Raw genomic sequence first — 23,890 nt, 5'->3', positions numbered from 1 at the left:
CAACCACTTCGATTTCCCCTACAGGTTCCTAGATCATAGGTGAGCTACTCACCACCCGCAGTGCCAACCCCTCATACGCATCCAGCGTAATGGTGAACTCGCCCTCAGGCGTAAGATCACCTTCGACTCGTTCATTGATGATGTCGACCACCGGCCCCGGTGCGATATTGGGCAGATGCAGAGTTTCGGTGATCGGAGTCGAGCCGAAGTTCAGCGCGGTGATTTGCGTACCTTTGCCGGCCGGCAGTTCATGGACCATGATCAGCAACCCCGGATGCTCGACATCCGGCACCAGGATCTGGCGACTGGCGGCGATGTCGTAGGCGCGGCGCGCAGCGAGAATTTTGCGCAGTTGTGAGACGAACGAATCCGAATCCTTCAGTTGGCTCGGCAGGCTGCCATACAAAGTCTTCGGACGTGGTATCCGCCCCGCCGACATCGATGCCTGCGGGTTGAGGTCCACCAGATCATAGGCACCGCGATGAATCCAGCGTGTGTCACCGTCGCCCATCAAATGCTCGACTTGTTCCGCAGGCAATGGCAACGCGCCAACCAGGTCCCAGCCAGACAATGCGAACACGCCGGGTTGCATGGCGTTGTACATCACCAACAACAGATGGACCTGGCGGATCTGCTGAATATCCGCTGAGGTTATCGCCTCGAGGTCACGAATGCCCAGAGCCGCCGTAATGATGCTGGTGGTGGTGCAGGACACGCCATTGGTGACGAATTTCAGATTGTAGGGAGCATGTTCTCCCGCCAGGCGCTCGTACATCTGCTCGCGAATGTGCTCGCGCAAGATGTTGCCGGGAAAGGTTTGGCCCTGATAGAGGTAGGTGTCGTGAGCGTGCAGCGTCCAGAAATGCACCAGTTCCAGGGTCAATTCATCATGGTTCTGCAAGGCATGGATCAGCGAGCCCGGATCGATGCCGAGGTTGTGCATCTGACGCAGCATCAAGCGCAAAAATTCGGTGTCGCCCATCAGTAAGGCGTGTTGGTAGGCCGGTCGGGTGATGAAGTCATAGGACAGGTCGGCGCCGCCATGGGACATGGCGGCAATGTCGTCGACCGTCAGGTTCAACTCTTGGAAACTGAAGCCACCGGCCTTGCGAATCGCCCCGCCCAGCAGTTGGTTGCCAGTGATCGACAACGGATGGCTCTCGGACCAGGCGGTGCCATCGATTTTGCGTTCCACGCCGAGGAAGCCGTTGGCGTCCAGACGCAGAATTTTCGCCCCCATGACGTCGATGGCATGTAGCGCATCTCCGATGATCATCTGCTGAGCGGCAAAAGTCGGGTCAAGCCAGTTCAGCGACGGTTGCCCCTCCTTGAAGTAATGCAGGTAAACCCAACGTCGCGGCTTGCCGTCGACCCCCATCACGATCGGTGTCGCACTCCAATCGGTTTCCTTGACCCCTGGCTCGAAGAAGATCACCCGTTGCAACTGACCGACGATGTAATGCTTGTCTCGCAGAACGTCTACCTGCTGCGAGGTCAGGTTCTGCGCATCGCGTCCCTCGGTAATGTCGGGCAGGAGCGGCCAGTCTTCTTCGCGGATCTCCACCATATGGTAGAGCCCCGGATAGTCTTCATACGCCATCTCGGCAAGGCGAAAATCCGCGCCTTTACCGGTGTGCGACGGGATCACATCGTCGATGATGACCGCATTGTGCGCGGCGGCCATGCGCACCAGCGCCTGAAGCTGAGCCTCGGTGCCCAATTGCGGGTCGATGTCGAAACTGATGCGGTCAAAGTTGCCGTCAATCGTCGGCGTGTGTTCCGTGCCCGAAAGGCCGCCAGACCTTTTCAACGGGCCATTGTGAATACCCTGGATACCGATTCTCGACAACGCGTGCCATAAGGTTTCATCCCCCAGGGCCTCCAGCACGCTGCCATCTTCGCGAGTGACAATGGACGCCGGGTACGCGGTGAACCACACCGACGCCAGGGCCGAAGCATCACGGGGCCGGGTATGGGCGTAAGGCTGTTGCCACAATCGACCTTGCCCCGAGTAGAGCTTGGCCCGCTGTTTTGCTGCATGAAGCATCGATTGTTCGACCAGCCAGTCGACATGATTTTTCTCAGCTGCCGTCATGGAAACAATCACCTCTGTAATGAAAAAACCGCACTCGCCCCTCTCCACCAAAGGCGCCGCTCGTTTTTATATGAGGCCATGACGTGGCATTCGTTGCATCGAGTCAGCAGGACGCTTGCGATGCGCAATGGGTTACGTAAATGCCAAGAGGCCCAACGCAGCGCACTGACATTTCCAAGGTACCGGCACGTATTTCAACAACGGGTACTTTTCAGCCAGGGATACCCACGTAGAGGCCGACACCCATTATCAGCACGCTGGAAAAATCGTAACGAGAGTGTAGCTTTGTACTCCCTCACTACCTACGTTTCTGTCGACTACGAAATCATCCCAGGCATGTACCCAATTTGACATGTTCGCCGTGTTGGAAGAACTTGATGATCCGCTTCTTCTCTTCGACCTGAAATCCTGTGGTTGTATCTGCAGCCCACATTTTCAACACGATCGATTGAATGTTATCCAACCGACCACTGGCCCAGTCGAATACTGGGTGCCTGGTTTCCTAATAGGAGTGACAAATTGCTAACTCGGCCCGACAAAGACTTGCTACGTGCGATGCTCGAATCGCAAGTTCAAGAAAAGCTACAGCATGACCCTGACGCGGTTACGACTTATGCAGCACAGCCTGAACCCGAACGAAAGCCATACACCACCAAGCCCACGGTTCAAGACAAGGCATTTCACAAGGAGCTCGAGCAGATGCGTGCGGATGCTGAAGCCGGAGTGATTCGTAAACCGGAATCCGACGCGGTTGAAGACGACAAGCCTAATCTTGCCCTTGACGATTACCCGGGATTAAGAAAGGCAAGCTCCGCATCAATTCAATGGTGATTTCGCATGCCTGTCATACGGTAATCTCAGGCTCGTTTTCTACCTAAGCCTCTGCGAAACACAGTGGTATAGATCAGCCAATGCTATGTAGCCATGGGATTCCCTACAACAGCAGTCGAGAAAAATCACAGCACTGCAGTGCCAACTGCGCCACGTTCTGATTCAGTCCAAACTGGCGGTCTGTACGATGAAGCGCGGCATAACGGATCCGTGGTAATCCTGGAGTCGTGACCAATGCTCGCAACGCACCTCGGTCGATCAAGTGGGACAGACAGGCCTTAGGCAGGTAACTCACCCCCACCCCGGACAAAGTTAGCCCTACCTGCACCAGTAAGTTGTGACTGGTGATGGTTTTGGGCATCTGCACGTTATGAGAGGCCAACCATCGTTCGTAGATCAAGCCAGTGCCTGACTGTGAACCTTGGGTCAGCACCGTGCACCCGGCCAAGACATCGAGGCTCACAGGGTCAGGATCGGAGATTAGGCTCGGAGCACACATCCAGGCATTCTCAACGCTTTTCAGTGGCGTACTTACGAATCGAGCATCGTTGTAAACGTCTGGAACGATGACCAGATCAAGCTGATCGTTTTCCAGTTTTCGAAACAGCTCACTGCTCAGTTCCACCGAAGGCTCGATTTGCACCTTTGGATAAGCTTGTCGCAGCGCCTCTACCAGCGCTGGCAACCAGGTCAGCGCAGTCAGTTCGGTGACACCGAGTCGAAACCTTCGCACCAAGACTTCACGGGCACTTACGCGTTCCAGCAAATAGTCGCGACGCTCCAGCAAGTCCTTGGCGTAATCCAGCAGTTCCCCGCCCTTTTCGGTCAACCGAGCGTTGCGCTTGCTGCGGTCGAAAATCTCCACGTCGAAGGTTTCTTCCAGCTCCTGGATGCGCTTGGAAATAGCCGACTGCGACATGTTCAGCTTGTTCGCTGCTGCTTCAAAGCTGCCCAACTCGGCAATCCAGTACAACGCGTCAATTTGCTTGAAGGTGATCATCAAGAAATCCACATGAAAAAAAGCGATACTACTTCATAATAAAATATCGCTAAAACTGTTTCTTTATCACTCCTAAGATCGAGCCACAGCCCTAACCGGCTGCTACCTCATTCTTTCGGACATCAGCCATGTCCTTGCCCGGTTCACGCATTCTTCCCAATCCGCCGCTAGCCGCTGCCGAAGTGCTCGAAGCGCTTGCCCACGTGGTCACCCCGCACATCAGCGACAACCTCGGCCGGCACATCGGCGCTCGCGGGCTGACCCGCTTCAACCGCAGAGGAAAATTAGTCGGTACTGCCCTCACCGTTAAAACCCGCCCCGGCGACAACCTGCTGATCTACAAAGCCATGAGCATGTTGCAACCCGGTCACGTGCTGGTGGTGGATGCTCAGGGCGACACCAACAACGCGGTGATCGGCGAGTTGGTCAAGCTTTACGCCCAGCAGCGTGGATGCGTCGGTTTCGTCATCGACGGTGCAGTTCGCGATGTCGCCAGTTTCGAGGACACCCCCTGCTACGCCCGTAGCGTTGTGCACTGTGGCCCGTACAAAAGCGGCCCCGGCGAGATAAACGTACCGGTTTCAATTGGTGGCATGTTGATCGAGCCGGGTGATCTGCTGGTCGGCGATGAAGACGGGCTGGTGGCGTTCTCCCAGGCTGATGCCGGCGAAGTGCTGCGCCGCGCCGCGCAACACGCAGCCCACGAAGAAGAAGTAAAGGCCGAAATAGCTACCGGTGCTGTCCGCCAAAGCTGGATGGACAAGGTCTTGCAACAGGCTGGCCTGGCCGATTGAGGGGGAAAATCATGAGCACTGCATTTTTGTCTAATCGGGTGCTGGGCATCGAGCCTTCGCCGAGTATTGCTGCCAACGCATTGGTGACTGAGTTACGGGCTCAAGGCCGGGACATCGTTAACTTCACTTTAGGTGAGCCGGACTTCGACACCCCGGAGCATATTCTCCGAGCTGCCAGTACCGCGATGCACAGCGGTGACACCCATTACACAGCCACCAACGGAACACTGGCTTTGCGTCAGGCGATCTGCCTGAAACTTGAGCGCGACAACGGTTTGCATTATGCCCTGGACGAAGTGATCGCCGGTTGCGGTGGCAAGCACATCATTTATCACGCCCTGGCCGCGACCTTAAACTTGGGTGATGAGGTCATCGTGCATACTCCGTACTGGGTTTCTTACCCGGACATCGCCCGACTGAACGACGCCACACCGGTGATCATCCCTGGCGACGAAACCAACGGTTTCAAGCTCTCACCCGAGGCTTTGGAGCAGGCCATCACGCCACGCAGTAAATGGGTGATTCTCAACACACCAAACAACCCGAGTGGCGCGGTATACAACGAATCCGAACTGCTGGCGCTTGCTGCAGTGCTGCGCAGGCACCCTCACCTGCTGATCATGGCCGACGAAATCTACGAACAGTTCGTATACGGCGACGCCGTGCATGTGTCGCTAACCCGGCTTGCCCCCGATCTCAAGCTTCGCACGCTGATCGTTAACGGCGCGTCCAAGGGTTATGCCATGACCGGTTGGCGACTCGGGTTTGGTGCCGGCCCTGCATGGTTGATTGGAGCTATCGGCAAATTGTTGTCTCAGACCACGACCTGTCCGAGCTCGGTGAGTCAGGCCGCTGCGGTGGCCGCGTTCGCAGGAGATCAAGCACCGATTGCTGGTATGCGCGAGGTGTATCAGCAACGCCGCGACCGAATGCTGGAGTTGTTGCAAACAATCAACGGCTTGAGTGTTACCCCACCAGACGGGGCGTTTTATGTGTTCGCCAACGTCAGAGGCCTGATGGGCAAAACCACCGAAAACGGCGACCCCCTTCATAGTGATTCACAGCTGGTTAGCTATCTGCTCAAGGAGTACGGACTGGCCACTGTCAGCGGCGCGGCTTACGGCATGTCGCCCTACATCCGCCTTTCATTTGCCAGCTCTCTAGACGTAATCGAAGAAGGCTGCCGTCGCCTCAAAGAAGCGTGCCAACGATTGCGCTGATGGAAATTCGCGACACCCGACAGCCACCGGACGGCTGCTCATTGACTGCCTAGAACAACACTCATAATCATTGTCATCAAATGAGGCATCCCCATGCACAAGCCCCGTATCGCGCTGGTATGGCAAATCATGATTGGCCTGCTCGCCGGCATCGCCATCGGCGCCCTGCTGCACCGTTTTCCTGAGTCCCGTCCCTGGCTGGTCGACAACTTACTGCAACCGGCCGGCGACATTTTCATCAAGCTGATGAAGATGATCGTCGTGCCTATTGTGTTTTCATGCATGGTGGTGGGCATTGCCGGTCACGGTGACGGTAAATCCCTAGGCCGCATCGGGGTCAAGTCGCTGACGTATTTCTTCAGCATCACCACCCTGGCGATCATCGTCGGTCTAGTGATCGGCAACTTGCTCAAGCCGGGTTCCGGCACCGATCTGGCGAGTCTCAAAGCCGCCGCCATTACCCTGCCAACCAGCAATGGCGCCGGTCATAGTCTGGGTCAGATCATCGTTGGGATCATCCCGGACAATGTGATCAATGCAATGGCTCAGGGCAGTTTACTCTCGGTGCTGTTCTTTGCCGTGATGTTCGGCCTGGGCGTTTCCAAGCTGAGCAATGAACGCAAAGAGCCGTTGATTGCGCTACTGCGTGGCGTATCTGAAGCGATGTTCAAGGTGACGTCGATGATCATGGCCTACTCGCCCATTGGCGTATTCGGCATGATTTCCGTGACCGTGGCCAACTTTGGTTTCAGCTCTTTGTTGCCATTGGCCAAGCTGATCATGGTCAGTTACGTGGCGATTGCTTTCTTCGTCCTGGTAGTGCTCAACCTGGTAGCACGGCTGTGCGGAATCAACCTGTTCGCCCTGATGCGGCATATCAAGGACGAACTGATTCTGGCTTTCTCCAGTGCGAGTTCGGCAGCGGTGATGCCGCAGTTGATGAAAAAGCTCGAAACCTACGGCGTGCCACCGTCACTGGTCAGTTTCGTGGTGCCGGTGGGTTACTCCTTTAACCTTGACGGCGCTTCGCTGTTCCTCGGCATCGGCACCTTGTTCGTAGCACAGCTATATGGCATCGATCTGAGCTTTGGTGATCAGGCTTTGCTGGTGGTCACCATGGTTCTGACATCCAAGGGGGCTGCTGGTGTACCGGGGTTCATGTTCGTGATTTTGTCAGCCACGCTGGCCAGCGCCGGTCTGCCCTTAGAAGGCATTGCATTCATTGCCGGGGTCTACCGACTGATGGAAATGCCGACGACTGCCCTGAACGTACTTGGCAACGCGTTGGCTCCGTTGGTAATCGCCAAATGGGAGGGCCGGGCTGCGCATTGTCTGAAGGCTACACCAGCCTGAGCTTAAGAAATCCTGCCCTGGGCACTGGTGACATTAGTGCCAAGGGCAGCTTTTACAGACCCCAAGTTCGACAGCGCACCACGTGGCAAACCCGACTCGCTGACATAAATTGTCTCAGCTCAGTCCTGCACAGTTGTTGAAATCATGGAATCTTACCGGTACTTCTAGACCACCATTCTTTAGCAGGGAACGCACATTGCATCCAAGATTCAGGGTCATCGAGACCACAGAAATGGAAGATGGCAGTAAGCGATACAGGGTCGTTGATCTTGTCGAGGGAGGCTCAGCTAGCAAGCATGGTGTGTTCAAGATCAGGGTAGAGGCAGATGTTGTTTGTTCGCGCCTGAATGCCGAGCATCCACGTCAGAGTGGTGTAAGTCGTGCTTGCGCGAGCTCCTGATCCACTCGTTTCGGAAACCGGGCGCCTGATGACTATGCGGGAGTGAATGCCTATAGTGCAGTCACGGATTCCCGTTCCGAAAGGATGCTTTGAAGCCGCTCAAGGTTAAGCTGCTGACACTCTCCCTCGGCTTCTTCTCGGGTCTGATAGGTAGTCTTCAGCCGAAGCTTCTCCTCATTGTCATAGAGGTTGAAGCCTATAGGTGCGGTCTGGCAGTAGAAGCGCGATCCGTTACGCATTGATCCCGTTTCCGTTGGGATTGCAGGGACAACAACAAATCTCGAAATCATCTTCACGCCCTCTCCAAGTACCCCTTTACTATTAGCGGCTATAAGCCACCACAGCAAATGAACGTCGACAGTTTCCGATGAGAAGCACGAGCGGGCCTATAGCGGTTGGCAGCATCGCAAAAAGGCTTAAGTGATGCGCTACCCCGCACTTCTATTTACTGGAAAGGCCATCTATTTCTGAAGAGTCTCCTGCTGCTACGCTGACCCCTTCCACGGAGGAATCGCGATGCCAAATGCAGACCTGCTCCCTTCCCTACTCTTCAAAATCAATCAAAACCAGCTTGCCCTTGAGGCCGCCATCATGGAGCTCACGCTATGGGTCGTGCAGCGTGGATCGGGCAAGGTTGGAGGCAACGTGTGTGGTGCGCTGGAAACGATCAGCAAAAATGAGGAGTTCATCACCATGACGCTAGCGGTGCTAATGGCACCGGAATGATCTACCCCATGACCCGTATGCCTACCTGAAGGACGTTCTCACTCGCCTACCGACGCAGCGCGAGAGTGAAATTACCGCGATGACCTCCGAGGAGTGACCATGTACGACTATGCAATCCGCTTCGAGGAAGACAGTGCTCCAGGACTTGCCATGTTCTGCCGCGACCTTCCAGAACTGAACAGCTATGGCGATGATCGGGAGAGCGCAATCAGCGAAGCCCTGGACGCGATCGAGACAACCCTATCCATTTACGTCGATCAGCGACGAGTCATACCAGTAGCATCTGTGCCAGAGGCTGGTGAGCATGTAGTCCGCTTGCCAGCGGTAACCGCGGCGAAGATCGCGCTATGGAACGCCATGATGGAGCGAGATATGCGCAAGGCTGACTTGTGCCGGTTGCTCGGCGTATACCAGGCCCAGGGTGATCGCTTAGTGGACTTTTTGCACACATCGAAAATTGAACAATTAGAAGTGGCTTTGAAAGCTTTTGACTTGCGCCTCTCTCCGTGAGAGGTACTGCACCGCACTGGTTCTACTAATCTATGACAGTGGCTCACCTACTTTGCGGCGCAACGGAGGTTGATGATGAGAGGCCTGATTAGCGAACTTGATATTTTCCAGCAAGAAATTCTCGGTGGCGACCATATGCACGCCATCACTTGCATGACCGAACTGCTGACGGAATACCGCCAAAGTTTGCCCGACACGCTCTGGCAGGACGACATAGTCGATCAATGTCGTGAGCATCCGATTTTTCAACTACTCCAGGAAGACCCCTACACCTCACGAGCTTTCGAAAAGCCCAGAGGCTACCCAGGGGATGCTGTAATGCTGGATTACGCCTACTTTCAGAATCCGCCTCCCGACGCCAGCGCGATCGGAAAATTAATATTCGAGGTTGTCACCTCAAGCCCAAATGCACTGAGCGTACGCTGGCGCCGTGAGCACATCGCAGGCTTGATTGAGCGGCTGGCATCCCATCGGGAAACGCTTTCTATCATGAGCGTGGCTTGTGGCCACTGCCGAGAACTGGAGCTTCTCAAACCCGAGACCCGACTGCGGATCCAGCGCTTCGTCGCATTTGATAATGACTTAGAGACGCTGAAGCTTGCCACTCTAACTTGCTCGGAAATCATCAAGTGGCAGTGCAATGTCAAGAAGCTGCCTGAAAGTGATGATTACGATGGATTCGACTTCATCTACAGTATTGGCATCTATGACTACCTAAATCGCGCCCAGGCAATGGCGCTTACAGCTTGGCTGATGGGTAAACTGAATCCAGGAGGTAAACTCCTGATCGCAAACTTTACACCGGACAACTGGGGGCGGGGCTACATGGAAGCTTTCATGGACTGGGAGCTCGTGCTCAGGACGCGCGAACAGATGAGGGCGTTCATACCTGCGGACTCATCACCACATTCCTGCTTGTATTTCGACCCCTATCGCAATGTGATCTACCTACTACTCACCCGGAGCTGTTGACGCCGATGCCAAGTTGACCCGCGTGCCGACGGTCTCGCTAGCATTAACGTACTCGCAGCGGAAACCGCTGCATGCCGCTTCCATTCTTTCAATTGGCGATGGTTATCGCACTTCGTTTCGATCAACTCGACGGAATTGGGATTCTGACTTATCAGCCACTGATAAAAATCTAAAGATTCTTGCTGCTGAAAGTGAACGGCATCTGATTACCCAACCGCCCCCCTTATGTGCTTGCCCAAAGTGGACGGCAATTTTTGGCAATTGGTTGCTCCCAAATAAGTGCCACCCTCTCGATAAAAGTGTGATGCAGGACGTACAGCGCCCACCCATCAATGCAGACGCACCAGCATTTCCTAATCCAACGTCTGTGGTGCCACCGCGCTTGATATTAACCCTACGTTTCATCTGTTGAATTAACGCATGGGATCTAGCAGTCTGGAATCGCCAGCAGGGATATCGGCATTGCGCAATTAGACCAATGGCCAATGGGCTACGGTGAGCAATCATAAAAATTAGGACTGACTGCCACGATTCACCCTTTTAAGGGCTACTGACATCATGCTGTTTAACTCCTATAAAAAAAATATCAGCGCTCTAAACCAAACCATCGCCTATCAAGCCAGCCGACTTGAAGCCATCAACCGCTCCATGGCGGTAATCGAATTCGACCTGAATGGCATCGTTCTAGTAGCGAATGAGAACTTTCTGAAAACCATGGGATATCGCTCGGAGCAGGTGCTCGGCCAGCCGCACCGACAGTTTTGTCCGCCAGACTATGCTCGTAGTAGCGAGTACCAAGACTTCTGGCGGCGCCTCAAAAGCGGCCAGTTCGAATCAGGAACTTTTGAACGAATAGATGCTAATGGTCAGCCCGTTTGGCTGGAAGCCAGCTACAACCCGATCAAGGACGAGCAGGGCAACGTGGTAAAGGTGGTCAAATATGCGCTTGACGTCACTTTAAAGGTACAGCACGAGAGTCAATCCGAAGGCAAGTTACAAGCCCTCGACCGGGCCATGGGGATTATCGAGTTCAACCTGGACGGCAGTATTGTTGATGCCAACCAGAACTTCTTGGGTCTGGTCGGCTACAGCTTGGCCGAACTCAAGGGCCAGCACCATAGACTGTTCTGCAAGCCGGCACTCGCGAACAGTAGCGAATACCAGGACTTCTGGCGACGACTGAATCAAGGTGAGTTTTTCAACGGGCAATTTGAACGGGTCGGCAAACGCGGGCAAACTTTGTGGTTGGAAGCGAGCTACAACCCGGTGTATGACGCCAGCGGGCAGTTAAGCAAAGTGGTGAAATTTGCCTCGGACGTCACCGCAATGGTTGAGAAGCATAAGCAGGACACTCAGAGCGCTAGCCAGGCGTATCACATCTCCGTCGAGACGCGTAAAGCTGCCGAACATGGCACGGGCGTTATCCAGCAAGCAGCGAGTGAAATGCGGGGGATTGCCGCTAATATTGAGGATTCATCAGTCATCATCGCCCGGCTCGGAGAGCGCTCGGAGCAGATCACCGCCATCGTCAAGACTATTCGCGGGATTGCCGATCAGACCAACCTACTGGCTTTGAACGCAGCTATTGAAGCCGCCGAGCGGGTGAGCAGGGTCGTGGATTTGCGGTGGTGGCTGATGAAGTTCGCCAGCTAGCCTCACGTACCAGTGGCTCGACGATGGAGATTTCCGAGATGGTTAACATGATCCAGAACGAAACTCAGCTCGCGATCAAGAGCATGGGCGGCACTCGTGAACGGGCGACCAAAGGTGTCGATTTGGCGGATCAGGCTGGCGCAGTGATCCAGCAGATTCGCGATGGAGCCAGCGATGCGGTGCAGGCGGTGAGCATGCTTGCCAATGAGCGTGGTCAGTGAAAGTGGCGTTCGGTTTGCTGGAAGCCATCTCCAGACGTGCAATCGACTTCTGATTTGGGTGCAGTCGTTTCTTGGAAATGGCAGGTGACTCCCTCATAGAAAGCCGTCCAACATACTCTGGTTTGTTGGACGGCCTCTGGTATTGAAGTTTGGCTGCATCAAGCGAAAGTCCATGGCGTTTCAATGCTAGGTGTAGGCATCCCACGTAGAGTAATCCAACCGAGTGCCATGATGTGACCAAAGCCCCGGCCTCCCCCGCCCGCACCGTCGGCAGGTGCGTATAAGTCTAATTCAAACAAGCCCACCGAGCCGTCTCGACTGGATCAAGTTCATGATCAATGACAAATGATGATTGGCCATCTGCTGCGTGCTGGATGAAATTGATGATCCGCGTTCTCTCTTCGACCTGAACCCTTGGCTGAATCTGCAACCAAATTTTCGACACGATTGATTTGATTTTCACCAACTGCCCCAGTTGATTACTGGGTGCCTGGTTTCCAAATAGGAGTGACAAATTGCTGACTCGGCCCGACAAAGACGCGCTACGTGCGATGCTCGAATCGCAAGTACAAGAAAAGCTACAGCACGACCCTGACGCGGTTACGACTTATGCAGCACAGCCTGAACCCGATCGAAAGCCATACACCAGTAAACCCACGGTACAGGACAAGGCATTTCACAGGGAGCTCGATCAGATGCGTGCGGATGCTGAAGCCGGAGTGATACATAAATCAGTGCGCGAGCCGATGGACGAGGGTAAGCCTAGCCTTGCGCTCGATGATTACCCTGGCTTGAAAGAGGCAGGCTCTGCATCAAACCAGTGGTGATGTGTTGGCGCCTGTGCTGCGGTAATCGGCACCCAGCCGCCCTCCTCTTATGCAGCCTACCGACGCATGGTCAGGATGGCTGCTCCGAAGCAGATGAACGTCGACCCAACTACCCGGCTGACCCACCGAGACCGATCACGCGAGCTTTATGGCTCCGCCCTGGATATCGTCACGCGCCATTCGCAAGTCAATAGCGTCCTGGTTGAGTCGGTGAATCATGTTGAGCAACCGCTGGCGTAGCACTTCGTCTTGGAGTTGCTCTGCTGCGCGCATCATATCGAGCGCCGCTACCTCATTGTTAGTGGCAACGGCGTCCAGCAGTTTGCGCATGCTTCTTGATGGTCGATTCATCTCCAACTCCCTGGATTTAAGTGACGCGAATCATATGGCCGAAATGTTGCGTCAGTATTTCAGCGGCACGAACTGGCTTGAACTACCGGCTCCGGCTGAATTGACGCTAGCTGGAGGGGCGCCCCATGAGGCGTCGATTACGTTTGTAGCGCCGATCCATGATGAATCTAAAGCGCTACCATCAAGCCGGGCCTTGCCCGAATGAGCGATTACAACAATCAACATCAGGATTTACCGCTGACTGAGGCACGTAACGAAGCTTAAGCGAGCCCTTCCCTCTCCAGTCAACCGATAAGGTCGAGAACACATGTCGTATCTACCCTCAGTCCAAGTCCACAGAGGCAGGAAACACGACGGTGTCATTCTGCATTCAACCGGGTCGTGAAATACCGTGATGACGCAGTTTGCGATAGAGCGTATTGCGGCTGATCCCTAGGCGAGCGGCAACATGGGCGATATGCCAGTGTTCCGCCTCAATCAATGTGAGCAGCGTCTGCCGCTCGGATACGCCTAGCGGATTTTCGGCCAGCGACACTGTAGCTGGCACTGCCGGCAGTAACTCCGCCAAATCGTCCAGAGTGACACGCCCCTCCAATGCCAACGCTACCAAGGTGCGCAGGCACGTACGCAGCTGCCGGACATTGCCCGGCCAAGGCTGCGTCAGCAGGCGCTCTCTGACGCCCACCTCTAGCCGAATCCTGCCCCCTGCTGCTTCCTCGCGCAGCAATAGGTCGAGCAAACGCCCCTTGTCTGATCGTTCACGCAGCGGTGGGAGCTGCACGGCGAATCCGGCAACGCGGTAGAACAGATCCTCGCGCAAGCGCCCTTCGGCCACACAGGCATGCAGATCCTGGTGGCTGGCACTGATGAGGCGAACATCGAGCGGACGTGCCGTCGCGCCGCCTAAGGGCACCACCTGACGTTCCTCCAACACGCGTAGCAGGCGAGTCTGCAAAGCCAGCGGCATATCGGCGATCTCATCAAGAAATAGTATGCCGCCGTGGGCCTGTTCCAGCTTACCGATCATCCCGTCTTTACGTGCACCGGTGAAGCTGCCGCCGCGATAGCCGAACAGCTCGCTTTCGATAAGCGCTTCTGGAATGGCTGCGCAATTGATCGCCACAAACGGCTGGGTCGCTCGGGAGCTGGCGCGGTGCAGCGCCGCAGCAAAAGCTTCTTTTCCAGTACCGGTTTCGCCCTGTAAAAACACCGGAACGTCACGCTCCAAAACACGTAATGCGCGAGCAAAGCCGCGTTGCAGACGTGGGTCTTCCAAGCACACGTGCACATCGTTGATTTTGGGGGTCGCTGGAATGACTAAAGGCGCCTGGTGCGCAGGTTCTCGCAGTTGCCCGTAGAACTGGCGTCCGTCCAGCAGCCGCACTGGCCAACAGACACTCGGCTGAGAGCTGGCCTGGCTCATCACCTGCTCAATAGGTGTTTCCAACAGCGCTGTTAGAGACTGGCCGATCACTTGATCACGGCTGAGGCCCAACAGATCCAGCGCTGCATGATTGACTGAGCAAATACGGGCACCCTCGTCGAAACTGAGCAGACCTTCACCCAGCAGTCCAACGAAGCCTGCCTCAGGGTGGAAGCGCAGCAAATAACGCTGCGGATCATGCCCCAAGAAAAAACAGCTCTCTATTAACTTGGCCGATAGGTTGGTCAATGCCATGGCCTGGAAGTGTTGCTGAAGGCTGTGGTCATCCCTTACAGAAGAGAGGTTGAGGACAGCTAGCAACTCTCCACTCGCATCAAATATCGGGCTCGCCGAACAGGTAAGACCGACGTGCTTGCCACGGAAATGCTCATCACGACGGATGGTTACGTGCGCCCGCTCGACCAGGCAGGTGCCGACACCGTTGGTGCCTTCGCAATCTTCACTCCATACCGAGCCGAGCCACAGCCCGGAACGCTGAAATTCGGCTCGTTCGGATTCGTTAAACACACTGTCGATCGCCACACCGCGAGCATCGGTGAGTAGCACCACGTGACCATCACGTCCGAGTTGTTGGTGCAAGTTGCTCATCTGCCAGTGCGCCACAGCGATGATGTGTTCCAGTGGCGCGCGGTGATCCTGCAAGCGTGGATGCTCAACCACGTTCGGTGCGCGGCGACTGGCAGGATCGAGCTGATACTGATCCAGGCACCGACGCCAAGATCGTGTGATGGCACGGTCAACAATAGGGCCATGGTTGGCGTGAGTGTCCTGCACGGCTTGCAGCACTTGTTGTGCATGGGCGTTGATCAAGGCCGGCTTCATTGTTCTTGTTCTCCGTTACGGTTAGGACACGGGTCTGTTCGCAGCTTATATGAAAAGATCGCAACGAGCGCTTTTTGCACCGAGTGACACTCTGTCATCCACCCTTTCCAGAATCGTGACAGAGATCTGAATCCAAGCCTGAGCAATACTGCCGCAGCAGCTCTGCAATGGGGCTTTCGAGAAGGTGGCCCGAGCCTTGCTCTGGGCAAGTTGTACAAAACAACAAGATCGGGAGAAGCCCCATGAACATCGCTGTCGAAACGCCTCTGCACACGCCAACTGCTCAGCTCGCTGCTTGGATCGAAAACCTCGGCGAGCGTCTCGCCCAACGTAATTTGAACGGCGTACTGGAACTGTTTGCCGAAGAGTGTCACTGGCGTGACCTACTACTTTTCAGCTGGAACTTAGTGACCTTGGAAGGCAAGCCTGCCATCCGAGACATGCTCGAAACACGCCTCGACCAGACTCGTCCTGAGCGATGGAAACTGGAAGGTGAGGCGACGCTGAATGACGGTGTGCTCGAAGGTTGGATCAGCCTGGAAACCGATGCGGCGCGAGGTAAAGGCTACGTGCGTCTAAAGGAGGGCCTGTGCTGGACGCTGTTGACGACCATGCGCGAGCTCAAAGGCTTTGAAGAACCCAGCGGCCGCCGTCGTCCAATGGGTGCCAATCATGGTCACGCCCACGCCGACAAACGCAACTGGCTAGAGCGCCGTCGCGATGAAGAAGCTTCGCTAGGCATCACCACCCAACCTTACTGCCTGATCGTGGGGGGCGGCCAGGGTGGACTGGGGCTCGCTGCGCGGCTCAAGCGAATGGGTGTGCCAACTCTGATCGTCGACAAGGCCGAGCGTCCTGGTGATCAGTGGCGCGGTCGCTACAAGTCGCTGTGCCTGCACGACCCTGTCTGGTACGACCATATGCCTTACTTGCCCTTCCCCGATCACTGGCCAGTCTTCACTCCAAAAGACCAGATTGGCGACTGGCTGGAAATGTACACCAAGGTCATGGAGCTCAATTATTGGCCGCGTACGGAATGCGTGAGCGCCAGCTTTGACGAGCAAAGTGGCACCTGGAAGGTTGAAGTGCAGCGCGAGGGCGAGCGTGTGACTTTACAGCCTACCCAGTTGATCCTCGCCACCGGTATGTCTGGCGTACCCAATGTACCCAGTTACCCGGGTGCCGAGGTTTTCAATGGCCAGCAGCACCATTCCAGCCGCCATCCCGGCGGAGACGCCTGGAGCGGCAAGCGCGCGGTGGTCATCGGTGCGAACAATTCGGCTCACGATATCTGCGCCGACTTGGTGGAGAACGGCGCCGAGGTGACCATGGTGCAACGCTCCAGCACCCACATCGTGCGTTCCGACAGTTTAATGGATCTCGTCTTCGGCGGGCTCTACTCTGAAGAAGCCCTGGAGACGGGTTTGACCACGGACAAGGCTGACATGCTGTTCGCCTCGATCCCCTACAAGGTTATGCCAAGCTTTCATCAACCCATCTTTGACGCGATCAAGGAGCGCGACAAGGACTTCTACGAGCGCTTGGCCAAGGCCGGCTTCATGCTAGATTTCGGTGACGACGAGTCTGGCCTTTTCATGAAGTATGTACGCCGTGGTTCTGGTTACTACATCGACGTCGGCGCCTGCGAACTGATCGCTAACGGCACGATCAGGCTCAAGAGCGCGCCTGGCCTGGGTGTCGAACGCATCGAAGCAGATGCCGTCGTACTCAACGATGGCAGCCGACTACCGGCAGATCTGATTGTCTACGCCACGGGCTATGGCTCAATGAATGGTTGGGCAGCGAAGCTGATTTCCCAGGAAGTAGCTGACAAGGTCGGCCGCTGCTGGGGCTTGGGTTCTGGAACCACGAATGATCCTGGCCCGTACGAGGGCGAACTGCGGAACATGTGGAAGCCAACACAGCAGGAAAACCTCTGGTTCCACGGTGGCAACCTGCATCAGTCACGGCATTATTCGCTGTATCTGGCGCTGCAGATAAAAGCGCGCTTCGAAGGCATCGACACATCCGTCTATGGCCTTGCCGAGAGTCACCACACTGGCTGAGTCAAATGGCGCCCAACCGTGGTTGGGCGCCTATCCACAATGTCCCGAATGCAGCCTACTCGTAGAGATTGATGGCTGGTAGCTCACACTCTGTTGAACGATTGAGTGCTTGGGAATCGCCAACGCTTCAGGACAACGAGAGGTGAGCATCACCGTTTGTTTTACCGATTGTTGCGTCAAACTTCGATAACGATTTTGCCGATTTGGGTGTTGGTTTCCATGTACTGATGAGCCTCAACAATCTGGGCTAGCGGGAACGTTTTGGCGATCAACGGATGCAACGCACCAGCCTCAAGCCCCTTGGTGATGAAGGCTTTGGCCCGACTCAGACGCTCAGGCTCTTGGGTGACCTCAAATAACTGATATCCGCGAATAGTCAGGCTCTTGCCGAGTACTTCCCATACCGGAATGCTCATATCACCGGTTTCGAGAGCGCCGTACTGGAAGAAAATACCCTGGGTAGACAGCGAGCGAAGAATGTTTGCAACCTCAGCTCCTCCGACCGGGCCGAACGCCATACGAGCGCCCTTTCCATCAGTAATGCGGTTGATCTCATTGACCAGATCCTGCTCTTCAGTTGCGATCACGTGGGTAGCACCGGCATCCAGAAGAGCTTGTCGCTTCTCACTTGTACGGGTGAATGCAACAGGCACCGCACCCACCAGATTTGCGATTTGAATGGCAGCTAAACCGACGCTACTGGAGGCTGCGCGAATCAGTACAGTTTCGCCTTTTTGGAGTTTTCCAATGTCGATAAGGGCGCCGTATGCCGTAACAAACTGCATCCAGGTTGCTGCTCCCTCTACTGCTGTCATACCAGTAGGCTGCTTTACAACGGCGTGTAGCGGAGCAATGACCAGTTCGCCGTACATACCGTAATCCGCAAAGGAAAACGCAGGGATGACGTTGACTTCATCGCCTACAGCGTACTCAGTCACACCTTCTCCGATGCTTTCAACGGTGCCAGCTGCTTCATAACCCAAGACAGCAGGCATTTCAGGAACGAACCCGTATTGGCCGGAACGGTACATCGCCTCGGCGCGGTTCAGCCCCAAAGCTTTCACCTTGATTCGAACCTCTCCGGCGTCGGGTTCACGTACATCGACTTCATCGATCTGCAGCACTTTTGGGCCACCTACGCGGTGGAAACGGACGACTTTTGACATGGGTAAACTCCCGGTATCTGGAAAGCGTCAAAGGTAATCCGTCACTGCACCGCCCAGAAGACCGGCCAGAGACACAGACTGTTATCCCAAAAATAACAATCCGGTCTAGGTCAGATTATGTGTGGCCATCAAAGCCTTCAGCCATTGCACAAAGACCTCGACCTTTGGCGGCAATAGGTCTCGGTGGGGGTAGAGAATAGAGACCCGCTTGGAAGGTACCGGGTAACCGTCCAGCGCTCGAACAAGCGAACCGTCTTTTAGATGCTCTCGCACCGTTAACTCAAGCGCTTGAAGCAGTCCAAACCCGGCCAGTGCCGACGCAACGAACGCTTCGCTATCATTCACGTTGATTCCCGAATTAAGGCGCATGGTCTTCACCTGCCCGTCCACGACGAAGATCCATTCGATTGGCCGTGGATGGGTACCGGAGAAATAATTGACTGCTTGATGGGTGTCCAGGTCGGCTAATGTGCGGGGCTCTCCAAAGCGCTCAAGGTAAGCCGGCGCAGCACATGTCACCATCGGTAGAAAACCTATGCCGGTAGCGACCATGCTCGAGTCTTCAAGGGGCCCCAACCGCACCACACAATCCACTCCCTCTGCGATCATGTCGATAGGCTTGTCACTCGTGCCAAGGGTCAATTCGATACCTGGATATTGGCTTTGAAACTCCATCAGCGACGGGATGATAAGCAGCTTCCCCAGGGCGACAGGCATATCTACACGCAGCTTTCCAGTGAGACGTGCTGGACGATTACCGAATGACGCCATGGTCTCATCGACCTCGGCCAAGATGGCTTTGCACCGTTTATAGAACACTTCACCTTCAGGGGTGAAGCTCACCTGGCGAGTTGTTCGATTAAGCAATCGCCCTCCCAGTTGCAGCTCCAAAAGCTGAATCGTTTTGGAAACAGCAGGCCGGTGAAGGTGTAAGGCCTGTGCTGCCTTGGTAAAACTGCCGGTTTCCATGACGCTGACGAAAACCTGCATCGAGTGAACGATGTCCATTAAAACGCACCTGACGAAGGATCATCACAGCTTACTCCCCTCTTCTCCGCCAATAACGGTATAGAGGCTCCGCAAGCAAAAAGCACCAGCACCAGCACCAGCACCAGCCGTAGCGTTTGCATGGCGGTAACAAAGGGTACCAACAACGCAAGCGTTAAGAAGTTGCAGCACCCAAGCCGCGAGCCCGTCGACTGGAAACAGCCCCAACAGCCAATACCAATTCACCTCCGCGACGTGGTGTGTAGACGATTCTTTCGGCAGCAAAAAAAAGGCTGGCGCGATCGTACCGTCCTTCTGCAGCCAAGGAATTTTCGGCAACTGTAAAGTTGATATCAATCGCGATGATCCGACTGGCCTTGGCCATGGTGGCGTCGATGATGGCCGCCAGACCGATGCCGCCCAGGCCGAAGATGGCCACGCTGGCGCCTTCTTCCACCTTGGCCGTATTGAGTACTGCGCCGATCACGGTCGTCACGCCGCAACCGAGCAGGCAGACCTTTTCCAGAGGCCGAACGCAGGCGTTGCGCAGGGGTACCGCGGCAAGGATGCCGCGGTAGCCGCCCCCGGCCATGGATGGCCGATGGCGGCGGGCCCACGGAGCAATGCCGGAGTGAGGGCATGCCGAGCCTGGGCGAGGCACCGAATGGCGGGGCAGGAGCCCTTGGTTACTTGGGGTTGGGCGGCATTCCGTATTTCCAAGTGACTCGCTGTAAAAGCGAAACCGCCAACCGCCATTACCGCAGAAACGGATTTGTACTCGATCAAAAAAACATAGACCGGCGGCCAAGTCGCCATCGCAAAAAAAACCCGGCCAGCAATGCCAACCGGGTTTTCAGTGGTTCAAGCGAGACAACGATCAACCATCAAGATCAGTGGTTGTAGGCACGCTCGTTGTGCTCGGCCAAGTCCAGCCCCATGTCCTCCACCGATTCATCGGCACGCAAGCCGATGACGGCGTTGATCACTTTGAGAATGATCCAGCTGATGGCGAAGCAGTACACCGTCGTCAGCAACACGCCCTTGATCTGCGCCACGACCTGAGCGCCCATGCTCACGCCTTCCACCAACCCGCCCAGCGACGGCACGCAGAACACGCCGGTCAATACCGCGCCAATCATTCCGCCGATGCCGTGCAAGCCAAACACGTCGAGGCTGTCGTCATAACCGAAGCGGCGTTTCAGCACAGTGACGCTCAAGTAGCAGAACACCCCGCACAGCAGACCGATGGCCAACGCGCCGCCTACGCCGACATACGCACACGCCGGAGTAATGCCGACCAAACCGGCCAAAGCACCGCTGGCCAGGCCCAAAGCACTCGGCTTGCCGACCTTGAACCACTCGGTGAACATCCAGCCGAGAATCCCCGCGCAAGCGCCCAGTTGGGTGTTGAGCATGACAATGCCCGAAGTGCCATTGAGACCGCCGCCGGAACCGATATTGAAGCCGAACCAGCCAACCCAGAGCATCGCCGCACCGGCCATGGTCAGGCTCAGGTTGTGAGCCGGCATCGGCGTATTCTGGTAGCCCTTGCGCTTGCCGAGAATCAGGCACGCAGCCAAAGCAGCGACGCCGGCATTGATATGCACCGCAGTGCCACCGGCGAAATCGAGAACGCCCCAGTTATGCATCAAAGCGCCCGAACCTCCCCAGACCATATGGGCGACAGGCGCATAAACCAGGGTAAACCACAGCGCCATGAACCACAGCGCTGCCGAGAACTTCATGCGCTCGGCGAATGCACCGGCAATCAGCGCCGGGGTAATGATCGCGAAGGTCATCTGGAAGGTGACAAACACGCCTTCCGGGATGTCACCGACCAGGCTATCCGGGGTCATGCCGGCCAGAAAGGCCCGGCTCAAACCACCGACGAAACTGTTGAACGTCACCTGCCCCTCAACCATGCCGGTGCTGTCGACCACCATGCTGTAGCCATAGATCACCCACAGCACGCCGACCAGGCCGGCGATGCCGAAGCACTGGGTAAACAGCGAGAGCATGTTTTTCGCCCGCACCAGACCGCCGTAAAACAATGCGAGGCCCGGCAGACACATGAACAGCACCAGCACCGCGGCGGTCACCATCCAGGCGGTACTGCCGGTGTTCAATGTGGGTGCGTCGGCCGCCTGGGCGAGCGGCGCGAGGGCACCGGCCGCCAATAAGACAAGGAGGGATTTGCCGAGAAGACGATTGACCATGTTCAAAGCTCCTGCAAAGGAATGGTAGGTGTCTGGCAGCGAGCAGTTGTTATCTCATGGGCCTCTTGTCGGGCCCCTTGATCTGTGGCGAGCGAGCTTGCTCGCGCTTGAGTGCGTAGCACTCGCAAAGGTTCTTGGGGCCGCTTCGCAGCCCAGCGCGAGCAAGCTCCCTCGCCACAGGTTTTTGTCAGTAACCGGAACCAGAACCTGGAATCCAATTGGTCCCCGCCAGCGGCACCCGCGCCATGGCAGCCGACTCCACCGTCAGCGCCACCAAATCCTCGGGATCGAGGTTGTGCAGGTGCGACTTGCCGCAAGCCCGGGCCATGGTCTGGGCTTCCAGCACCAGCACGCGCAGGTAGTTGGCCAGACGCCGACCACCTTCCACAGGGTCCAGACGCTTGGACAGCTCCGGGTCCTGCGTGGTGATACCGGCCGGGTCCCGGCCGTTCTGCCAGTCATCGTAGAAACCGGCGGCCGAGCCGATTTTTTTCAGTTCCTCGTCCAGGCGTGGATGGTTATCGCCCAAGGCAATCAGCGCCGCCGTCCCGATAGCTACCGCATCCGCACCCAGCGCCATCGCCTTGGCGACATCGGCACCGTTGCGAATCCCTCCCGAAACAATCAGCTGAACCTTGCGATGCATGCCCATCTCTTGCAAAGCCTGTACCGCTTGTGGGATGGCCGACAAAATCGGGATCCCGACGTGTTCGATGAACACTTCCTGAGTCGCTGCGGTACCGCCTTGCATGCCGTCGAGCACAATCACGTCAGCCCCGGCTTTTACCGCCAACTTCACGTCGTAGTACGGCCGGCTCGCGCCGATCTTCACGTAGATCGGTTTTTCCCAATCGGTGATTTCCCGGATCTCGGCAATCTTGATCGCCAGGTCATCCGGGCCAGTCCAGTCCGGGTGTCGGCAGGCGCTGCGCTGGTCGACACCGATCGGCAAAGTGCGCATACCGGCCACGCGCTCGGTGACTTTCATGCCCAGCAACATACCGCCACCACCGGGTTTGGCGCCCTGCCCCAGAACGATTTCAATCGCGTCGGCCTTGCGCAGATCGTCCGGGTTCATGCCATAGCGGGACGGCAAATACTGATACACCAAATGTTGCGACTGGCCGCGTTCTTCCGGGGTCATGCCGCCGTCACCGGTGGTGGTACTGGTGCCGGCGATGGTCGCGCCACGGCCCAGGGCTTCCTTGGCATTGGCCGACAAAGCCCCGAAGCTCATGCCGGCGATGGTCACCGGAATCTTCAGGTGAATCGGCTTCTTGGCGAAGCGGTTGCCGAGGATCACATCGGTTCCGCACTTCTCCCGATAGCCTTCCAGCGGATAGCGCGAAACGCTGGCACCAAGCAGCAGCAAGTCATCAAAATGCGGCAGTTTGCGTTTGGTGCCACCGCCGCGAATATCGTAGATGCCGGTTTCCGCGGCACGCTGAATCTCCTGGATGGTCAGGCGGTCGAAAGTGGCTGACTCGCGCAGTACGGGAGGCGCTTTTTGGCTGATTGGGTCGCTCATATCTATTCTCCTCGCGCGGATCAGTACGCGGACGCGTTATCGACTTTGAAGTTGTACAACTGACGGGCCGAACCGTAGCGCTTGAAGTCAGCCGCCTCGTGCTCGAAACCGGCGCGGTCGAGCAGCCCTTGTAGCTCTTCCAGGTGCTCGGCGCGCATCTCTTTCTCGATGCAATCCGAGCCCAGAGACTCAACGGTCCCTTTCACGTAGATGTGGGTTTCATACAACGAATCGCCCAGTGCATCGCCGGCGTCGCCGCAGACCACCAGGCGACCAGCCTGCCCCATGAAGCAGCTCATGTGGCCGATGCTGCCGCCGACAACAATGTCGATGCCCTTCATGGAAATCCCGCAACGCGCCCCAGCGTCGCCTTCAATCACCAGCAACCCGCCATGGGCCGTAGCACCGGCCGCCTGGGAGGCGCTGCCTTTGACCCGGACATAGCCGGACATCATGTTCTCGGCACAACCGACACCGACGTTGCCGTGGACGGTGATCGAGGCCTTTTGATTCATTCCCGCGCAGTAGTAACCGGCGTGACCCTGGATATCGATGGACACCGCTTCATTCACCCCGACCGCGAGGTTGTGCTTGCCATCGGAGTGAGTCACCACCCACTCGTGATCGGTCACGTTATTGACCTGATCGTGCAGCGCCTGATTGAGGTCACGCACGGTGGCAGTGGAAAGATCGATGGTTTTCATGTGT

20 protein-coding genes and 5 pseudogenes are annotated in these 23,890 nt (G+C 56.3%); 13 read left to right on the top strand and 12 right to left on the bottom strand.

Annotated elements, in window-relative coordinates; all coding sequences use genetic code 11:
• Nucleotides 1–28: 28 nt before the first annotated feature.
• Nucleotides 29–2,095: a maltose alpha-D-glucosyltransferase gene (gene treS, locus VD17_RS05560; protein ID WP_046053015.1), complete on the bottom strand. Its 2,067-nt coding sequence runs from the start codon at nucleotides 2,093–2,095 to the stop codon at nucleotides 29–31.
• A 555-nt stretch (nucleotides 2,096–2,650) separates the two neighbouring features.
• Here treS and VD17_RS05555 point away from each other — a divergent pair.
• A complete protein-coding gene (locus tag VD17_RS05555) occupies nucleotides 2,651–2,926 on the top strand; it encodes a hypothetical protein (protein WP_046053099.1) in 276 nt (91 codons plus the stop codon).
• 103 nt (nucleotides 2,927–3,029) lie between these two features.
• On the opposite strand, the gene VD17_RS05550 is transcribed toward VD17_RS05555, so the two are convergent.
• A complete protein-coding gene (locus VD17_RS05550; protein ID WP_046053014.1) occupies nucleotides 3,030–3,926 on the bottom strand; it encodes a LysR family transcriptional regulator in 897 nt (298 codons plus the stop codon).
• A gap of 128 nt (nucleotides 3,927–4,054) precedes the next feature.
• Between VD17_RS05550 and VD17_RS05545 the strand changes: the two genes are divergently transcribed.
• The 7 genes and pseudogenes from VD17_RS05545 (at nucleotide 4,055) to VD17_RS05515 (ending at nucleotide 9,901) form a co-directional block, all read left to right on the top strand.
• The gene (locus tag VD17_RS05545) at nucleotides 4,055–4,720 is read left to right on the top strand and encodes an RraA family protein (RefSeq protein WP_046053013.1); all 666 of its coding nucleotides are present in this window, start codon (nucleotides 4,055–4,057) and stop codon (nucleotides 4,718–4,720) included.
• Nucleotides 4,721–4,731: 11 nt separating this feature from the next.
• Nucleotides 4,732–5,940 (top strand): pyridoxal phosphate-dependent aminotransferase, encoded by a 1,209-nt coding sequence (locus tag VD17_RS05540; RefSeq protein WP_080931970.1) that lies wholly within the window; start codon nucleotides 4,732–4,734, stop codon nucleotides 5,938–5,940.
• A gap of 93 nt (nucleotides 5,941–6,033) precedes the next feature.
• On the top strand, nucleotides 6,034–7,293 hold the full coding sequence (locus VD17_RS05535; RefSeq protein ID WP_046053012.1) for a cation:dicarboxylate symporter family transporter: 1,260 nt from the start codon (nucleotides 6,034–6,036) through the stop codon (nucleotides 7,291–7,293).
• A 916-nt stretch (nucleotides 7,294–8,209) separates the two neighbouring features.
• Nucleotides 8,210–8,419: a hypothetical protein gene (locus VD17_RS05525; protein WP_046053011.1), complete on the top strand. Its 210-nt coding sequence runs from the start codon at nucleotides 8,210–8,212 to the stop codon at nucleotides 8,417–8,419.
• A gap of 7 nt (nucleotides 8,420–8,426) precedes the next feature.
• A pseudogene (locus tag VD17_RS32945) lies at nucleotides 8,427–8,516 on the top strand (transposase domain-containing protein); the annotation flags it as partial.
• Nucleotides 8,517–8,518: 2 nt separating this feature from the next.
• Nucleotides 8,519–8,929: a type II toxin-antitoxin system HicB family antitoxin gene (locus VD17_RS05520; RefSeq protein WP_046053010.1), complete on the top strand. Its 411-nt coding sequence runs from the start codon at nucleotides 8,519–8,521 to the stop codon at nucleotides 8,927–8,929.
• A gap of 75 nt (nucleotides 8,930–9,004) precedes the next feature.
• Nucleotides 9,005–9,901 carry a class I SAM-dependent methyltransferase gene (locus VD17_RS05515; protein WP_046053009.1) on the top strand — a complete coding sequence of 299 codons (897 nt, stop codon included), beginning with the start codon at nucleotides 9,005–9,007 and terminating at the stop codon, nucleotides 9,899–9,901.
• Here the strand turns inward: VD17_RS05515 and VD17_RS33035 are convergent.
• Nucleotides 9,874–10,053 (bottom strand): hypothetical protein, encoded by a 180-nt coding sequence (locus tag VD17_RS33035; RefSeq protein ID WP_440130557.1) that lies wholly within the window; start codon nucleotides 10,051–10,053, stop codon nucleotides 9,874–9,876. The two genes, VD17_RS05515 and VD17_RS33035, sit on opposite strands and share 28 nt — an antisense overlap.
• Before the next feature lie 406 nt (nucleotides 10,054–10,459).
• On the opposite strand from VD17_RS33035, the pseudogene VD17_RS33030 reads away from it, so the two are divergent.
• The 3 genes and pseudogenes from VD17_RS33030 to VD17_RS05505 all read left to right on the top strand — a co-directional run.
• Nucleotides 10,460–11,176, top strand: a pseudogene (locus VD17_RS33030) (PAS domain-containing protein); the annotation flags it as partial.
• Nucleotides 11,177–11,227: 51 nt separating this feature from the next.
• Nucleotides 11,228–11,775, top strand: a pseudogene (locus tag VD17_RS33025) (methyl-accepting chemotaxis protein).
• Nucleotides 11,776–12,290: 515 nt separating this feature from the next.
• Complete coding sequence (locus VD17_RS05505) at nucleotides 12,291–12,602, top strand: hypothetical protein (RefSeq protein WP_080931968.1); 312 nt, start codon at nucleotides 12,291–12,293, stop codon at nucleotides 12,600–12,602.
• 56 nt (nucleotides 12,603–12,658) lie between these two features.
• On the opposite strand, the pseudogene VD17_RS33020 reads toward VD17_RS05505, so the two are convergent.
• From VD17_RS33020 to VD17_RS05495, 3 genes and pseudogenes are all read right to left on the bottom strand, one after another.
• A pseudogene (locus tag VD17_RS33020) lies at nucleotides 12,659–12,733 on the bottom strand (LysE family translocator); the annotation flags it as partial.
• A 4-nt stretch (nucleotides 12,734–12,737) separates the two neighbouring features.
• On the bottom strand, nucleotides 12,738–12,953 hold the full coding sequence (locus VD17_RS05500; RefSeq protein WP_046053008.1) for a hypothetical protein: 216 nt from the start codon (nucleotides 12,951–12,953) through the stop codon (nucleotides 12,738–12,740).
• 370 nt (nucleotides 12,954–13,323) lie between these two features.
• Nucleotides 13,324–15,219: a sigma-54-dependent Fis family transcriptional regulator gene (locus tag VD17_RS05495; RefSeq protein ID WP_046053007.1), complete on the bottom strand. Its 1,896-nt coding sequence runs from the start codon at nucleotides 15,217–15,219 to the stop codon at nucleotides 13,324–13,326.
• Between the two features lie 242 nt (nucleotides 15,220–15,461).
• On the opposite strand from VD17_RS05495, the gene VD17_RS05490 reads away from it, so the two are divergent.
• Entirely contained in the window at nucleotides 15,462–17,285 is a 1,824-nt protein-coding gene (locus tag VD17_RS05490) for an NAD(P)/FAD-dependent oxidoreductase (protein WP_080931967.1), read from the top strand.
• Between the two features lie 176 nt (nucleotides 17,286–17,461).
• On the opposite strand, the gene VD17_RS05485 is transcribed toward VD17_RS05490, so the two are convergent.
• From VD17_RS05485 to VD17_RS31455, 3 genes and pseudogenes are all read right to left on the bottom strand, one after another.
• On the bottom strand, nucleotides 17,462–18,451 hold the full coding sequence (locus VD17_RS05485) for a zinc-dependent alcohol dehydrogenase family protein (RefSeq protein ID WP_046053006.1): 990 nt from the start codon (nucleotides 18,449–18,451) through the stop codon (nucleotides 17,462–17,464).
• A gap of 105 nt (nucleotides 18,452–18,556) precedes the next feature.
• Entirely contained in the window at nucleotides 18,557–19,459 is a 903-nt protein-coding gene (locus VD17_RS05480) for a LysR family transcriptional regulator (protein ID WP_046053005.1), read from the bottom strand.
• A gap of 325 nt (nucleotides 19,460–19,784) precedes the next feature.
• A pseudogene (locus VD17_RS31455) lies at nucleotides 19,785–19,967 on the bottom strand (S-(hydroxymethyl)glutathione dehydrogenase); the annotation flags it as partial.
• A gap of 110 nt (nucleotides 19,968–20,077) precedes the next feature.
• On the opposite strand from VD17_RS31455, the gene VD17_RS05470 reads away from it, so the two are divergent.
• Nucleotides 20,078–20,341, top strand: coding sequence for a hypothetical protein (locus VD17_RS05470; RefSeq protein ID WP_046053003.1), 264 nt, complete (start codon nucleotides 20,078–20,080; stop codon nucleotides 20,339–20,341).
• Here VD17_RS05470 and VD17_RS05465 read toward each other — a convergent pair.
• From VD17_RS05465 to VD17_RS05455, 3 genes are all read right to left on the bottom strand, one after another.
• Nucleotides 20,329–21,654 (bottom strand): ammonium transporter, encoded by a 1,326-nt coding sequence (locus VD17_RS05465; protein WP_046053002.1) that lies wholly within the window; start codon nucleotides 21,652–21,654, stop codon nucleotides 20,329–20,331. The two genes, VD17_RS05470 and VD17_RS05465, sit on opposite strands and share 13 nt — an antisense overlap.
• Before the next feature lie 187 nt (nucleotides 21,655–21,841).
• Entirely contained in the window at nucleotides 21,842–23,182 is a 1,341-nt protein-coding gene (locus tag VD17_RS05460) for an FMN-binding glutamate synthase family protein (RefSeq protein WP_046053001.1), read from the bottom strand.
• A gap of 20 nt (nucleotides 23,183–23,202) precedes the next feature.
• Nucleotides 23,203–23,886, bottom strand: coding sequence for a protein glxC (locus tag VD17_RS05455; protein WP_046053000.1), 684 nt, complete (start codon nucleotides 23,884–23,886; stop codon nucleotides 23,203–23,205).
• Nucleotides 23,887–23,890: the final 4 nt, after the last annotated feature.

Source organism: Pseudomonas fluorescens, assembly GCF_000968015.1.
GTDB classification, from domain to species: Bacteria; Pseudomonadota; Gammaproteobacteria; order Pseudomonadales; family Pseudomonadaceae; genus Aquipseudomonas; species Aquipseudomonas fluorescens_W.
This window is presented reverse-complemented; position numbering and strand designations above follow the sequence as displayed.

Coding starts and splice junctions, on each gene's coding strand:
- treS (WP_046053015.1), bottom strand. CDS start 2,095: ATGACGGCAGCTGAGAAAAATCATGTCGACTGGCTGGTCGAACAATCG.
- VD17_RS05555 (WP_046053099.1), top strand. CDS start 2,651: ATGCTCGAATCGCAAGTTCAAGAAAAGCTACAGCATGACCCTGACGCG.
- VD17_RS05550 (WP_046053014.1), bottom strand. CDS start 3,926: ATGATCACCTTCAAGCAAATTGACGCGTTGTACTGGATTGCCGAGTTG.
- VD17_RS05545 (WP_046053013.1), top strand. CDS start 4,055: ATGTCCTTGCCCGGTTCACGCATTCTTCCCAATCCGCCGCTAGCCGCT.
- VD17_RS05540 (WP_080931970.1), top strand. CDS start 4,732: ATGAGCACTGCATTTTTGTCTAATCGGGTGCTGGGCATCGAGCCTTCG.
- VD17_RS05535 (WP_046053012.1), top strand. CDS start 6,034: ATGCACAAGCCCCGTATCGCGCTGGTATGGCAAATCATGATTGGCCTG.
- VD17_RS05525 (WP_046053011.1), top strand. CDS start 8,210: ATGCCAAATGCAGACCTGCTCCCTTCCCTACTCTTCAAAATCAATCAA.
- VD17_RS05520 (WP_046053010.1), top strand. CDS start 8,519: ATGTACGACTATGCAATCCGCTTCGAGGAAGACAGTGCTCCAGGACTT.
- VD17_RS05515 (WP_046053009.1), top strand. CDS start 9,005: ATGAGAGGCCTGATTAGCGAACTTGATATTTTCCAGCAAGAAATTCTC.
- VD17_RS05500 (WP_046053008.1), bottom strand. CDS start 12,953: ATGAATCGACCATCAAGAAGCATGCGCAAACTGCTGGACGCCGTTGCC.
- VD17_RS05495 (WP_046053007.1), bottom strand. CDS start 15,219: ATGAAGCCGGCCTTGATCAACGCCCATGCACAACAAGTGCTGCAAGCC.
- VD17_RS05490 (WP_080931967.1), top strand. CDS start 15,462: ATGAACATCGCTGTCGAAACGCCTCTGCACACGCCAACTGCTCAGCTC.
- VD17_RS05485 (WP_046053006.1), bottom strand. CDS start 18,451: ATGTCAAAAGTCGTCCGTTTCCACCGCGTAGGTGGCCCAAAAGTGCTG.
- VD17_RS05480 (WP_046053005.1), bottom strand. CDS start 19,459: ATGGACATCGTTCACTCGATGCAGGTTTTCGTCAGCGTCATGGAAACC.
- VD17_RS05470 (WP_046053003.1), top strand. CDS start 20,078: ATGCCGAGCCTGGGCGAGGCACCGAATGGCGGGGCAGGAGCCCTTGGT.
- VD17_RS05465 (WP_046053002.1), bottom strand. CDS start 21,654: ATGGTCAATCGTCTTCTCGGCAAATCCCTCCTTGTCTTATTGGCGGCC.
- VD17_RS05460 (WP_046053001.1), bottom strand. CDS start 23,182: ATGAGCGACCCAATCAGCCAAAAAGCGCCTCCCGTACTGCGCGAGTCA.
- VD17_RS05455 (WP_046053000.1), bottom strand. CDS start 23,886: ATGAAAACCATCGATCTTTCCACTGCCACCGTGCGTGACCTCAATCAG.